17 protein-coding genes are annotated in these 11815 nt (G+C 69.0%); 8 read left to right on the plus strand and 9 right to left on the minus strand.

Features of this window, described 5'->3' with window-relative positions:
* The first annotated feature begins 3 nt into the window (after positions 1-3).
* The 3 genes from AB0B91_RS31535 to AB0B91_RS31545 all read left to right on the plus strand — a co-directional run bounded on the left by AB0B91_RS31535 (position 4) and on the right by AB0B91_RS31545 (position 3045).
* Entirely contained in the window at positions 4-1731 is a 1728-nt protein-coding gene (locus AB0B91_RS31535; RefSeq protein ID WP_358327247.1) for a LodA/GoxA family CTQ-dependent oxidase, read from the plus strand.
* Complete coding sequence (locus AB0B91_RS31540) at positions 1728-2825, plus strand: FAD-dependent monooxygenase (protein ID WP_358327249.1); 1098 nt, start codon at positions 1728-1730, stop codon at positions 2823-2825. The genes AB0B91_RS31535 and AB0B91_RS31540 overlap by 4 nt, the downstream gene beginning before the upstream one ends.
* A gap of 94 nt (positions 2826-2919) precedes the next feature.
* Positions 2920-3045: a hypothetical protein gene (locus AB0B91_RS31545; protein WP_358327251.1), complete on the plus strand. Its 126-nt coding sequence runs from the start codon at positions 2920-2922 to the stop codon at positions 3043-3045.
* Between the two features lie 246 nt (positions 3046-3291).
* On the opposite strand, the gene AB0B91_RS31550 is transcribed toward AB0B91_RS31545, so the two are convergent.
* Positions 3292-3609, minus strand: a complete 318-nt coding sequence (locus tag AB0B91_RS31550; RefSeq protein WP_358327253.1) for a DUF4158 domain-containing protein — start codon at positions 3607-3609, stop codon at positions 3292-3294.
* 169 nt (positions 3610-3778) lie between these two features.
* On the opposite strand from AB0B91_RS31550, the gene AB0B91_RS31555 reads away from it, so the two are divergent.
* Both AB0B91_RS31555 and AB0B91_RS31560 read left to right on the plus strand, forming a co-directional pair.
* Positions 3779-4063 carry an LLM class flavin-dependent oxidoreductase gene (locus tag AB0B91_RS31555; RefSeq protein ID WP_358327255.1) on the plus strand — a complete coding sequence of 95 codons (285 nt, stop codon included), beginning with the start codon at positions 3779-3781 and terminating at the stop codon, positions 4061-4063.
* 201 nt (positions 4064-4264) lie between these two features.
* Positions 4265-5536: a serine hydrolase domain-containing protein gene (locus AB0B91_RS31560; protein WP_358327257.1), complete on the plus strand. Its 1272-nt coding sequence runs from the start codon at positions 4265-4267 to the stop codon at positions 5534-5536.
* A gap of 151 nt (positions 5537-5687) precedes the next feature.
* On the opposite strand, the gene AB0B91_RS31565 is transcribed toward AB0B91_RS31560, so the two are convergent.
* The 4 genes from AB0B91_RS31565 to AB0B91_RS31580 all read right to left on the minus strand — a co-directional run bounded on the left by AB0B91_RS31565 (position 5688) and on the right by AB0B91_RS31580 (position 7751).
* Positions 5688-5888, minus strand: coding sequence for a Tn3 family transposase (locus AB0B91_RS31565; RefSeq protein WP_358327883.1), 201 nt, complete (start codon positions 5886-5888; stop codon positions 5688-5690).
* A 68-nt stretch (positions 5889-5956) separates the two neighbouring features.
* A complete protein-coding gene (locus tag AB0B91_RS31570) occupies positions 5957-6544 on the minus strand; it encodes a dihydrofolate reductase family protein (protein WP_358327259.1) in 588 nt (195 codons plus the stop codon).
* Positions 6545-6548: 4 nt separating this feature from the next.
* A complete protein-coding gene (locus AB0B91_RS31575) occupies positions 6549-7151 on the minus strand; it encodes a dihydrofolate reductase family protein (protein ID WP_358327260.1) in 603 nt (200 codons plus the stop codon).
* 42 nt (positions 7152-7193) lie between these two features.
* Complete coding sequence (locus AB0B91_RS31580; protein ID WP_358327262.1) at positions 7194-7751, minus strand: YceI family protein; 558 nt, start codon at positions 7749-7751, stop codon at positions 7194-7196.
* A gap of 123 nt (positions 7752-7874) precedes the next feature.
* On the opposite strand from AB0B91_RS31580, the gene AB0B91_RS31585 reads away from it, so the two are divergent.
* The gene (locus tag AB0B91_RS31585) at positions 7875-8096 is read left to right on the plus strand and encodes a hypothetical protein (protein ID WP_358327264.1); all 222 of its coding nucleotides are present in this window, start codon (positions 7875-7877) and stop codon (positions 8094-8096) included.
* Positions 8065-8274: a hypothetical protein gene (locus tag AB0B91_RS31590; RefSeq protein WP_358327266.1), complete on the plus strand. Its 210-nt coding sequence runs from the start codon at positions 8065-8067 to the stop codon at positions 8272-8274. The genes AB0B91_RS31585 and AB0B91_RS31590 overlap by 32 nt, the downstream gene beginning before the upstream one ends.
* Positions 8275-8285: 11 nt before the next feature.
* Here AB0B91_RS31590 and AB0B91_RS31595 read toward each other — a convergent pair whose 3' ends face one another.
* Positions 8286-8579, minus strand: a complete 294-nt coding sequence (locus AB0B91_RS31595) for a hypothetical protein (RefSeq protein WP_358327268.1) — start codon at positions 8577-8579, stop codon at positions 8286-8288.
* Between AB0B91_RS31595 and AB0B91_RS31600 the strand changes: the two genes are divergently transcribed.
* Positions 8572-8745, plus strand: coding sequence for a LuxR C-terminal-related transcriptional regulator (locus tag AB0B91_RS31600; protein ID WP_358327270.1), 174 nt, complete (start codon positions 8572-8574; stop codon positions 8743-8745). The genes AB0B91_RS31595 and AB0B91_RS31600 overlap by 8 nt on opposite strands.
* Here AB0B91_RS31600 and AB0B91_RS31605 read toward each other — a convergent pair.
* The 3 genes from AB0B91_RS31605 to pafA form a co-directional block, all read right to left on the minus strand.
* On the minus strand, positions 8700-9083 hold the full coding sequence (locus AB0B91_RS31605; protein WP_358327272.1) for a dihydrofolate reductase family protein: 384 nt from the start codon (positions 9081-9083) through the stop codon (positions 8700-8702). The genes AB0B91_RS31600 and AB0B91_RS31605 overlap by 46 nt on opposite strands.
* A gap of 311 nt (positions 9084-9394) precedes the next feature.
* Complete coding sequence (locus tag AB0B91_RS31610) at positions 9395-10078, minus strand: type 1 glutamine amidotransferase domain-containing protein (RefSeq protein ID WP_358327274.1); 684 nt, start codon at positions 10076-10078, stop codon at positions 9395-9397.
* Positions 10079-10325: 247 nt separating this feature from the next.
* Positions 10326-11684 (minus strand): Pup--protein ligase, encoded by a 1359-nt coding sequence (pafA, locus tag AB0B91_RS31615; protein ID WP_358327276.1) that lies wholly within the window; start codon positions 11682-11684, stop codon positions 10326-10328.
* Positions 11685-11815 lie beyond the last annotated feature (131 nt).

Consider the following 11815-nt stretch of genomic DNA (forward strand, 5'->3'; position numbering starts at 1 on the left):
GCAATGTCCTATCGCATCCATCCGGCCATCGGCGTCGTCCGGGTCGGCGACAGCCCCGAGTTCTACCTCGCCCCGGAGCGGCCCGGCAGCCTGCCGATCCTGCCCGGCGGCGGCACATTCACCCCCGCCGACTTCCGGGACGGTGAGGGGCGGCTGCGCCGGCAGGGCGAGCGGTTCGAGGTCTACTCCTATCGCGACGAGACCGACCCCGGCCGCCCGGTACGTCCCGGGCGGGACGGCGTCGAGCGGATCGAGTGGACCGTCCATCTCGCCAACAAGAAGGCGATCTGGTACGAGTTCATCGTCAACGCCGGCGAGTCGGGTTACGCACCGGACCACCCGCTGCGCAACGCCGGAGTGACCGATCCCGCCGAACGGGAAAAGATGATCATCGATCCGGGGCCGCGTACGCTGACGAAGCCCGGTCAAAGGGTCGCCTTCTCACGGACCGATAACCCCGACGGCTACCCGATGACCTTCCCGCCGGAGAACCTCCGGCCGAGGTCCGTCGACAGCCTCGGCGAGTTGCGCACCGATGAGGAAGGGCGGCTCATCGTGCTCGGCGGCTACGGCGCCTCGGGCAGCACCGCCGCCGATCCGGTCGTGGACGACTACGCCAACAACGACTCGTGGTGGGACGACACCGCCGACGGCCCGGTCACGGCCCGAATCGTCATGCGGGACGGCCGGACGGTGGACGTGGACGCGTCCGTGTGGGTGATCGCGGCCCCGCCCCGGTTCGCCCCCGAGCTGACCAACCTCGTCACGCTCCACGACACGATCTTCGACGTGGCGGTGCGGAAGCTGGGCCTGCGGCCGGAGATCTTCCACGACGGACTCTGGCAGCGCGACCACCTGCCCGACTGGGAGGCTGACATCAAGCCGATCCTTTCGCGGGCGCACCACTACCGGTGGGTCGTCGCGATCCCGTCCCACCCACACGATCCCGACTTCGACAAGCTCGGCGACCCTTCCCCCGTCTTCAACGGGCTGCGCCGCTTCTACCTCGACCTCATCCGGCCGCCCGACAGATCCGACCTGTTCGCCTCGCCCGACGGCGGGTTGCCGCTGATGCCGTTCCTGTGCGGGGACAACTGCTTCGAGCCGGGCCCGCTCGCGTCCCGCTACCTCACCCTGACCAGGACGCAGTTCTTCTTCCTGCAGCAGTGGGCGGCGGGGAACTTCACGGTCAAGGGCGCGCCCGAGCCGTCCCCCGGCGAGCTGCGGGACCGGGTCGCGCTGTCGGCATGCGTCGGCGGGGCGTTCTCCCCGGGCATCGAGATGACCTGGATCTGCCGGAACCCCGACATTTACGCCGAGCCGTTCCGGATCCGCCGCAAGACCGGCGTGCGGCCGCCGCTCTCGCTCGGCGGCGACCCGAGCCTCGGGCTGGAGCCCGGCGACCTGTCCAAGTACATGGCGCTGCCCTGGCAGGCCGACTTCAACGAGTGCTCCCAGCAGCAGGTCGGCGATCGGTTCGTCTGGTGGTGGCCGGTGCAGCGGCCCGATTTCGTGTACGTCGAGGACAAGGACGGACTGCGGCAGGTGCCCTGGGTGGGTACGGACGGGGACCAGAACGCCGACGACTACGTCGGGTTCGCCGACGACCTGGACATGGTCACCCTCTGGTCCCGGCTCGGCTTCGTGGTCAACAAGGGCACCGCGGACGACCCCCTGTTCGTCGAGGTCGAGCGGACCCTGCCCCGCGACGAACCCCCGGGCGCCCGATGATCCGGGCCGAGGTGGCGGTGGTCGGCGCCGGGCCGGCCGGATGCGCGGCGGCGGTCGCGCTGCGGGCGGCCGGCGTCGGCGTGGTCCTCCTCGGCGAGGAGCGCCGGGAGCGGCCCCGGATGGTCGAGTCGATCCCGGCGGAGGCCGGCCCGCTGCTGCGGCGGATGGGGGCGTGGGAGCGGTTCGAGCGGGACGGGCACCCGCCATCGCCGGGCGTCGCCTCGGCGTGGGGGGCGCCCGGCCTGGCCCGCCGGGACGCCTTCACCGACCCGCTCGGCGGCGGCTGGCTGGTCGACCGCGACGTCCTCGACGCGGGCCTCGTCGCGGCGGCCCGGTCGGCGGGGGCGGTCGTGCTGGAGGGGACGCGGGTGGCCGGGGCGCGGCGGGACAGCGACGGCTGGCGGCTGGTGGTGCCGGGCGGCGAAGTGCGCGCGGGCTTCGCGGTGGACGCCTCGGGCCGGGCCGGCGTGCTGGCCCGGCGGCTCGCCGCGCCGCTCCGGGCGGACCGGCAGATGTGCGCGTACGCGCACGTCCCCCGCATGCCGGGGACGCCGCAGCACACCGTGCTCGAATCGGCGGAGGACGGCTGGTGGTACGCCGCCGCGCTCGGCCCGGCGCGGACCGTCGCGGCGTTCTTCAGCGACCCCGACGTCATCCGGCGCTCGTCGGCCGCCGCCCCGGCAGGCTGGCATGCCCTCCTGCGCCGCACCCGGCAGGTCTTCGGCCTGCTCGGCCGTCCCGGCCCGCCGCCGGCCGTGCGTACGGTCCCGGCCGCCTCGTACTGCCTGACACGCCTGTACGGCGCTGGCTGGGCAGCGGCGGGGGACGCCGCGACCGCGCTGGACCCCCTCTCCTCGGCCGGCGTCGTGACTGCCCTGCGCTCGGGGTTCGCGGTGGCGGCCGGAGTCCGCGCGGCCCTCGGCGGCGACCCTCTCCCCCTTGCCGCCCACGAACGGCGGACCCGCGCCCGCTACACCTCCTACCTGCTGCAACGCCGCGGCTACTACGGCGTCGAGACCCGCTGGCCGGACGCCCCGTTCTGGCACAGACGCTCGGCCGCCTCCCGGCCGGTTGCGGGCGCGCCGGGCAGGTAGCGCCGCGGGGTCAGGCGGGGTCGAGCCCGATGAGCCGGGCGAGGATCGCGACCTGATCGGCGAAATGCTCGGGGAACTCGGGAGACTGGGATCCGTGCCGCAGACGCCTTCGACGACGTTCGGCAGCGTGGTGGTCGCCATGGCGGCGGCCCTCAGCATGACCAGCAGGCAGGCGGGATCCACCTCGGCCGGAAGCCCGGGAAGCGCCCGTGCTGCGTGAAGTACCCCAGCAAAAGCGCGAAGGCCAGACGAGTGCCTTCCTGCTTCGCACTGACCAGGCCAGCCTCATCGCTCAACACAGTCCAGTGCTCGATGAGTTCATCCATGCCAAGCGGCGGACGTTCCATGCCCATAGATCCGCGCCGGGCCCTTCGGCATTACAGAAGGTCAGGCAAGGGATCTTCGAGGTTTGGCGGCCTATGACACGTTGGTTAACGGCACCCCAACTCCTCCAGCGCCACATTGATCAGGTCCGCCGCACGAACTGCCGGTGCCGCTTGGCCGACCGCTCTGCGGCCTGCTCCAGTTCGACCGACTCCGGCAGCTCCAGCATGCCGCGTACGTGCGCGGCCGCCGCCGACGGCACCTGATCCAGCTTCGGAAAGTAACCTAGCCGCTGGTAGGACTTCAACCACACCAGCAGAGCCAGCAGATGCTGCTCGTCCTGAGTACGGCCCCGGGCCCAGTCCACCTCATCATCAGTGGGGGTGAAGGTCTCGGCCAACTCGCGGGCCGACATCACCCGCGCAAACCGGGGATACGCCGTCCGATCGATCGACGTCATCCCTAGCCCCCGGAAAGATCACCGAGCTGGCAGCGCTCCTACCTTAGCGATCAACCCCTCTCACCACCACGCGGCCCGTTTCTGGCGTATTCCGGCCGGCCCCCAAGGACGCAGCCACCATCGACGTGCTCTCCGACGGGCGTATGGAACTCGGCATCGGCGCCGGCGCGTGCAGGTCGAGCACGAGCTGTTCTTCGGACTGGGCCGGGATCCGCTCGACGTCCGTGCCAGCCGCCTGGAGGAATCCGTCCAGGTGATCAAGGGCCTGTGGGGACCGGAGCCCTTCCAGTTCAAGGGCGAGCACTACACCGTACACACCCTCAACGGCCTCCCCAAACCCGTGCAGCAGCCACACCCACCGATCCGGGTGGGGGCGTTCGGCAAGCGGGTCCTGTCGCTCGCCGCCAGGGTGGCCGACACAGTGGGCATCGTCGCCCGCAAGCCGCCGACCTAAAACTCCGGTACCGCGCTGCGGCCGACACCCACTGTCACGGAGTCCCGGTCGAGATCAGGGGCTTGTCGAGAGACGGTGACATCATGCGCGCGGGCCGATGACATTGGCGACGAAGTATCGCAGCCATGACCAACAGCGCGCGGAACCATCGCGTCCCTCAACGAGCACTCGCCTCCTCCCTCGCGCGGGGAGGGCGATGACATGGACTCGGATTCCGTACGTGGTGTCGAGCGACGGCGGCTGCTCGGATGGGGCGGGCTGGCAGCCGGTGTGATGGCGGTCGGCACGCCGCTGTCAGGCGCTGGGCTCGGCCACGCCGACACCGCCCCCGCCGCCGCGTCCGAGCCGTCCGGGCAGGATCGGATCCCGCCGGACACCCTGCCCGGCGGGGCCTACGACCGGTTCGTGGCGCAGCTGGCCGCACAGGACAAGTTCTCCGGCGTGGTGCTGCTGTCGTACCGGGGCCGGACGGTGCTGTCGCGCAGCTACGGCATGGCCGACAGGGAAAGAGGGATCCGCAACCACGAGAACGTCGCATTCAACCTCTCTTCGGCGGGCGGGCCGTTCCTGCCCATGGCCGTCCTGCAGCTGGTGCAGCGCGGCGAGGTGAAGCTGTCGGACACGGTGGGCACCTACCTGGACGGCATCGCCACAGACATCGCCGAGAAGGTGACCATCCACCACCTGATCATCGGCATGTCCTGGATGGACGCGCCGGTGCTGGACGTGCATCGCGTCTTCAACAGCCGGGAAGAGGTGCACGAGTACAACCAGCAATGGGCCCGGCAGGCGAGGCTGGTGGGGGTCCCCGGCGCGGGCTCCAGCGGCCACACCGCCGGCGGCGCCGTCGCCGGCGCCATCGCCGCGCAGATCGTGGAGGCCGTGACCGGCACGACGTACTGGGACTACATGCACGAGCACGTCTTCGGACGCGCGGGCATGCGCGGCTCGGCGTACTACACCAGGACGCAATGGCTCACCGACGAGCACATCGCGCACCCGTACATGCGGCAGCCCGACGGCAGCCGGGTGGACGCCGTCCGCAACCTGGACAAGGACAGCCTGAGCCAGCAGGGACCATACGAGAATCCGGGCCGCAGCTTCATCGGCAACGTCTTCGCCACCGCGCCGGACCTGGCCCGGTTCGCGCGCGCGCTGAGCGACGGCACGGTGCTGGACCGGCCCTACGCCGACCTGTACACCGGGGCCAAGCTCCCCGGCCCCGGTGACCGACTCGGCGCCCCGGCGTTCAAGGCGTACGTGGGTCCGCTCCACATCAACAACGGCCAGTGGGTGTTCAACCGCGGCGGTGGCAGCGGCGGTGTCAGCGCCAGCTGGACCATCTACCTGGACTCCGGTTGGGTCGGCATCGTCCTCAGCAACTACGACGACCTCCAGGAGTTCGAGGAGATCCTCCAGCGGCAGGATCAGGCCATCACCGGCCGGCCAAGCGACCCACCAGGCGGGGGCTGACGCGCTGCCACGAACGAGCTGAGCCTCGCCCTTCATGTGAGGCTGCTGGCGAGCATCCTCATCAGCGCGACCAACGCCGCGGCCGTCATCGCGATCGACGCCATCAGCTTCGCGATCCTCGCCGCCACCTACCGCCACGACCGCACCCTGCTCAGGCGATGCCGTCGGGGTCGTGGCGGTCGATCGCGGCTTGGACCAGGTGCAGGGCCAGCGCGGAGACCTTGACGTGATCGCGGTCGTCGCCGGTCAGATCACCGGCCTTGCCGTAGAAGATGTCCTTGTTGGCCGAGTTCCAGTTCTCCACCACGTTGAGCCCCTCATGGATTTCGCGGCGCAGTTCCTCCTCGGTCAGGTAGTCGCTTCACTCTCCGTGATGTATCTGTCACAGGGTGACGCAGTTGAAGCCGGGGCTTCGCGGGGTCATGGGCGGTGGATGCGGTAGCGCAGGTGCGTGACGTGCTGCGTGAGGTCCTCGACCTGCGGCGTGGTCAACCGGCGGACCGGGTCGAGTTCGATGTGCTCGGCCGGCAGGTCGTCGAACAGCCGACGTCCCTGCCCGAGCAGGACCGGTACGACATGCAGTTCCAACTCGTCGAGCTGCCCTGCCCGCAGCAGCGCCTGCGCCGCCCCGGCACCGTGCACCATCACGTCGCCGTCCCCCGCCGCCGCGCGGGCCTGTGCGGCGCACTCGCCGACGTCGGTGACGTAGCGGACGCTGCCCGGCGGCGGGTCGTCCGGGACGTCGTGGGTCAGGACGAAGACGGGGACGCCGTCGTGATGGTCGCCCTGCCAGCGGTCGGCGTGCTCGTAGGTGCGGCGGCCGGCGATGACGGCGCGGGTGGCCAGCGCCTCGGTGTACACCTGTCCGCTGGGTCCCGGGGCGTTGCGCCGGTCGAGCCAGTTGAAAAGCCGGAACCCGCCGATTCCCAGCGGGGTGTCCGGGCTGTCCTGCGGCCCGGTGACGTAACCGTCCAGGGACATGGTCATGTACAGCCGGATGAGCGCCATCGCCTCAGCCCCCCGTCCTCACGCGGTAACGCAGGTGCGTCACGCCCGGCCCGTCCGCGGCACGGAGCAGTTCAAGCTCGATGTGGTCGGGCGGCATGTCCTCGAAGAGCGGTTCACCCTGTCCGATCAGGACCGGGACCAGGTGAATCTGCAGCTCGTCGAGGACGCCGGCGGCAAGTGCCAGCTGAGCGGTGCGGGCTCCGTGGACCAGTACGTCCTTGTCGCCGGCCACGTCCTTGGCCATGTTCATCGCGGCCGTTACGTCGCTCACATAGGTGACCCTGGGCCATCGCAGCTCTGGATCGGGCTGATGACGGCTCAGGACGAAGATCGGCACGCCATCGTGGTGGTCGCCGTCCCAGCCGTCGGCGAGCTCGAACGTCCGCCGGCCGACGACGACCGCCCCGGTGGCCATGACCTCGTCCATGACCTCATGGTTCACGCCCGCCAGGCGGTCGAGGTCTCTCCTGTGATCGGCGTCGGCATCCGGCAGAAACCACTCATGCAGCCGATGCCCTTTGTCACCGAGCCCGTTGCCCGGCCCCGCATTCGGCCCGGCGATGAACCCGTCCACCGACATCGACATGTACAGCACGGTCTTACTCACGTTTCCGGTCCTTTCAGTACGTCCAACGCGGTGCCACGAGAGTCATCGCGGGTCCGATTCGGTGGCCGTGAACTCGATCTCGATGGCGATCTCGATGGTGTCGGCGACCACGACGTTGCCTGCGCCGAAGCCGAGCTGGATGTCGACGCCGAACGCGGCGCGGCTGATGGTGGTGGTCGCCGAGAACCCGGTCCGCTCCGCGCCTGACGGGTCGTCGACGACGCCGAGGAACTCGGCCTCCATCTCGACGGTCCTGGTGACACCGTGCAGGGTCAACTCTCCCACCAGGATGAAGGTCTCGCCGTCGAAGCCGCGGACCTCGGTCGAGGTGAACTCGATCTGCGGGTACTTCTCCACGTCCAGGAAATCGGCCGACCGGAGGTGCTGGTCGCGCTGTTCGTTGCCGGTGTGCACAGAGGCGGGGTCGATGAGGGCGGTCACCCGGCCGCCGCCCTCGCCGACGCTCAGCGCCGCCGAGGCGAGCGCGAACTTCCCCCTGACCTTGCCGACGCCCATGTGGCGGACCTTGAACGAGATGTCGGAATGAACGGGATCGCCGACCCAGGCGCCGGCGGCGAGGGTGCTATCGACGGTGATCATGGCGTTGGGCTCCCTTTGTGCGGCCCGGCCTGCCCGGGCGGTCTCCGATGAAGTCCACCTTGTCGCCGTGGCCGCCCCGGTGAACAGATACAAATGTCACCGCGCAGGCGATGAGTTCTGCTGGTGAACACGACCGCAAAACGCCTGCGCACCGCGTGGGGGACGCCGATTCCGTACGCGATGACCTTGCGCACCAGCCCTGCGAAGCCGTCTGGTGATCTTCTCTGGAAATCGAGGGTTTCTGAGAATCAAGCCTTTATCGGCATTGCCGACGGCGTGGCCGCGGCCGCGTTGCCGCCCGGGCAGATCGACAATGAGGCGGCGCTGCGGCGGACCCGCCGGTGACCTCGACCGTAGCCTGCGCCAGCGGGAGATCCGTCGCCCCGGAGGATTCTCCGATGAGTTGCGGGTGGTGCTCGCCGGCAGCACGGGGACCTGGGGGCAGCTGACCGTGTTCCGGGAGGCCAAGCGCCCGTACTTCTCCTTGGCCGAGGTGGAGTTCGTATCGTCGATCGCCCCCTGATCACCGATGGACTACGGCGCGGCCTGTTGCTCGGTGACGCACAGGCCGGTGACGACGACGTCGGTCTGCTGATCCTCGACGCCGATGACGGCGTGCGCATGTCCGACAAGGCAGCGGATCGCCTGCTGGACGAGCTGGGCACCGGTGACAGAGCGGGCGCTCGGCTGCCTCTGGTGATCTCCGCTGTCGCCCGCCAGGCCCGTTCCCTCTGCGGCCCGGCAACGAGTGCGGCACCTGCGCCGACCGATCTCCGGCCGGCCAGGGCCCGAGCGCGCACCCAGGCTGGTGGCCAAGGGCTTGTCCACCAAGCAGATCGCCGGTCGGCTGCACGTGTCGTCGTACACCGTGCAGGACCACCTGAAGTCGATCTTCGCCAAGTCGGGCACCGGTTCACGCGGCGACCTGGTCGCCCGGCTGTTCCTCGATCACCATGCCGTCTCCTTGACGTCGGGAGTCGCGGCACACACGTGAAGGCCAGGCTTTCCAGGACAGTGGGGTAAGTGCGGCCGCGGCGGGATGGCTGCTGTCTGTGACGGCGTCCGATTCTTCGAAAGTGCGGACCTTCCGCATATTTCTTGATCTCGTAGCGCAGAAGTGCCACGCCGTTTTCGAACGAGCTTCAGGTCCTGCCGATCCTCGAAAATGCGCATTCCCTTGCCGCGTGACACCGGGCAGACCAGCATCTGGACTACGTCGACGACGCCAGCGTCCAGCAGGGAGTGCATGAGTTTCAAGCTCCCCCACAGCCAGATGTCCTTACCGCTCTGCTCCTTGAGCTCCCGGATGGTGGCGGCAGGGTCGCGCGTCACGGTCGCGGCAGGAAAGTCGCCCCAGGGGCGTCGGCCAGTAGCCCTTGGCCTGGGCGTAGGTATTCGCGCCGAGAATCAGCGTGTCGACCGCGTCGATGAGCCCCATCACGCTTGCCTTGACACCCTCTGACCGACGAGCCAGCGCCCGGCTATGAGCCCTCAAATCGGGACGCGCAAGCGTTCCTGGGGAACGTGCGGGCCGGTGTTACGGACCATCAGCACTCCGCCGGAGAGCGTTTCCTCAACCGCTCCGGCCGCGTTGTCGAGGAGGTTGGTTTCGACTCTTGGCTGTGGGTCGGTGCGACCTGGTCCTATGCGCACCGCGAGGCGAGTGCGGCTAGAAAGGCGCGCGAAGCTTCGTCTGCCGACCGCATGTTCTGCCCGGTGATCAGAGAGCCGTGGACCACGACGTGCGAGGTGAATTCGGCCGCCTCCTCGAACTCGGCACCCAGTTTCATGAGTCGCTCCTGCAACAAGAACGGCACGAGAGCGTCGCGTTCGAGTGCGGCCTCCTCCCGGTTCGTCAGTGCCGTCACCTTCCGACCCTCGACAAATGGTCGGCCGCTCACCGGATCGGCCCCGCACAATGCGGCAACACCGTGGCACACCGCGGCGACGGGCTTGCCCGCGTTCAGCGCTGCGGCGATGAGGCCACCGACCACGGGATCATCGGGGAAGTCCCACATCCCGCCATGGCCACCCGCGAAAAAGAGGCCGTCGTAGTCAGTCGATGCCGCGTTCCGCAGGGGCAGCGACGCACGCAGTAGCGCTCGCGCGTCGACATCCTCGTTCAACCTCCGCAATGCCACCGTCTCGACGCCCTCGCCGAAGCTCAACGGATCGACCGGCGGGTCGCCACCAAGGGGTGATGCGACGACAACCTCGACGCCAGCCTCCTTCAGTGCGTAGTACGGTGACGCGAACGTCTGCAACCCCACGCCCGTTGCCTGTCCTGTCGAGCCCAGTTGTCCGTGGGACGTCAGGATGACGAGCACTTGTGACACCTGATGATCTCCTTTCCGCGAGCGCTTCAAGAGAGCGGCTCAGTCTTCGGCTTGTTGTCGTGGCTCCGTGTGGCTCATTTTGTAGAGGTACGCCAGAAAGAGGACCGCCAATCCCTCCGACCTACGGACAGCTTCTTCGGCGGCCGCGGCATCGCCGTCGCCCTGCCGTAACTCAGCGCCACGGCGATCCTCCGGCGGCGTGCGGCCGTTCAGCTCCAGGTGCCGGCCGGCCGCTCGTTCACATGCCGGCGATGAGCTTGTCCACCCGCTCGTCGACGCTGCGGAACGGGTCCTTGCACAGGACGGTGCGCTGGGCCTGGTCGTTCAGCTTCAGGTGCACCCAGTCGACGGTGAAGTCGCGCCGCTTCTCCTGCGCCTTGCGGATGAACTCGCCGCGCAGCCGCGCCCTGGTGGTCTGCGGCGGCACCGACTTGGCCTCGAAGATCTTGATGTCGGAGGTCACCCGCTCCACCGAGCCGCGCTTCTGCAGCAGGTAGAACAGGCCGCGCTTGCGGTGCACGTCGTGGTAGGCGAGGTCGAGCTGCGCCACCCTGGGCGAGGACAGCGGCAGGTCGTACTTATTGCGGTAGCGCTCGATGAGCTGGTATTTGGTCACCCAGTCGATCTCGCGCGCCACCAGGTCGAGGTTGCCGGTGTCGACCGCGTGCAGCGTGCGCTCCCACAGCTCCAGCACCCGGTGCGCGATCGCGTCGCCGCCGCGGCGCTCGACGAAGTCCTTCGCCTTCGACAGGTATTCCTGCTGGATCTCCAGGCTGGAGGCCTCGCGCCCGTTGGCCAGGCGCACCCGCCGCCGCCCGGTCATGTCGTGGGAGACCTCGCGGATCGCCCGGATCGGGTTCTCCAGCGACAGGTCGCGCATGACGGTGCCCGCCTCGAACATGCGCAGCACCAGATCGGTCGCGCCGACCTTGAGCAGCATCGTGGTCTCGCTCATGTTGGAGTCGCCGACGATCACGTGCAGGCGGCGGAACCGCTCGGCGTCACCGTGCGGCTCGTCCCGGGTGTTGATGATCGGCCGGGACCGGGTGGTGGCCGACGACACGCCCTCCCAGATGTGCTCGGCGCGCTGCGAGACGCAGTAGACCGCGCCGCGCGGGGTCTGCAGCACCTTGCCCGCGCCGCAGATGATCTGCCGGGTGACCAGGAACGGGATCAGTACGTCGGCCAGCCGCCCGAACTCGCCGTGCCGGCCCACACAGTAGTTCTCGTGACAGCCGTAGGAGTTTCCCGCGGAGTCGGTGTTGTTCTTGAAGAGATAGATGTCACCGGCGATGCCCTCTTCGCGCAGCCGCTTCTCGGCATCGACGAGCAGGCCCTCCAGGATACGCTCCCCCGCCTTGTCATGCGTGACCAGCTCGATCACGTTGTCACACTCGGGCGTGGCGTACTCGGGATGGCTGCCGACGTCCAGGTACAGACGGGCGCCGTTGCGGAGGAAGACGTTACTCGACCGGCCCCAGGACACGACCCGCCGGAACAGGTAGCGGGCCACCTCGTCCGGGGACAGCCTGCGCTGTCCCCGGAACGTGCACGTGACGCCGTACTCGTTCTCCAGGCCGAAGATGCGACGATCCATTGCCTCACGCTACTCCCCCATCACGCTCTCGCCCAGGTCATCCGGTGGTCGGTGAGGACCTGGTGGTCGGCGTCGAAGAGTATGCGCGCATGGCCGCTACGTCGTACTGTTGCGTTACACCGTCACGAACA

The organism is Nonomuraea sp. NPDC049141 (genome assembly GCF_040648415.1).
Lineage (GTDB): Bacteria > Actinomycetota > Actinomycetes > Streptosporangiales > Streptosporangiaceae > Nonomuraea.

What these genes read in the sequence shown, in the direction of transcription:
- AB0B91_RS31535 (WP_358327247.1), top strand. Translation starts at nt 4, where the DNA reads ATGTCCTATCGCATCCATCCGGCCATCGGCGTCGTCCGGGTCGGCGAC.
- AB0B91_RS31540 (WP_358327249.1), top strand. Translation starts at nt 1,728, where the DNA reads ATGATCCGGGCCGAGGTGGCGGTGGTCGGCGCCGGGCCGGCCGGATGC.
- AB0B91_RS31550 (WP_358327253.1), bottom strand. Translation starts at nt 3,609, where the DNA reads ATGACGTCGATCGATCGGACGGCGTATCCCCGGTTTGCGCGGGTGATG.
- AB0B91_RS31560 (WP_358327257.1), top strand. Translation starts at nt 4,265, where the DNA reads ATGGACTCGGATTCCGTACGTGGTGTCGAGCGACGGCGGCTGCTCGGA.
- AB0B91_RS31570 (WP_358327259.1), bottom strand. Translation starts at nt 6,544, where the DNA reads ATGGCGCTCATCCGGCTGTACATGACCATGTCCCTGGACGGTTACGTC.
- AB0B91_RS31580 (WP_358327262.1), bottom strand. Translation starts at nt 7,751, where the DNA reads ATGATCACCGTCGATAGCACCCTCGCCGCCGGCGCCTGGGTCGGCGAT.
- AB0B91_RS31590 (WP_358327266.1), top strand. Translation starts at nt 8,065, where the DNA reads ATGAGGCGGCGCTGCGGCGGACCCGCCGGTGACCTCGACCGTAGCCTG.
- pafA (WP_358327276.1), bottom strand. Translation starts at nt 11,684, where the DNA reads ATGGATCGTCGCATCTTCGGCCTGGAGAACGAGTACGGCGTCACGTGC.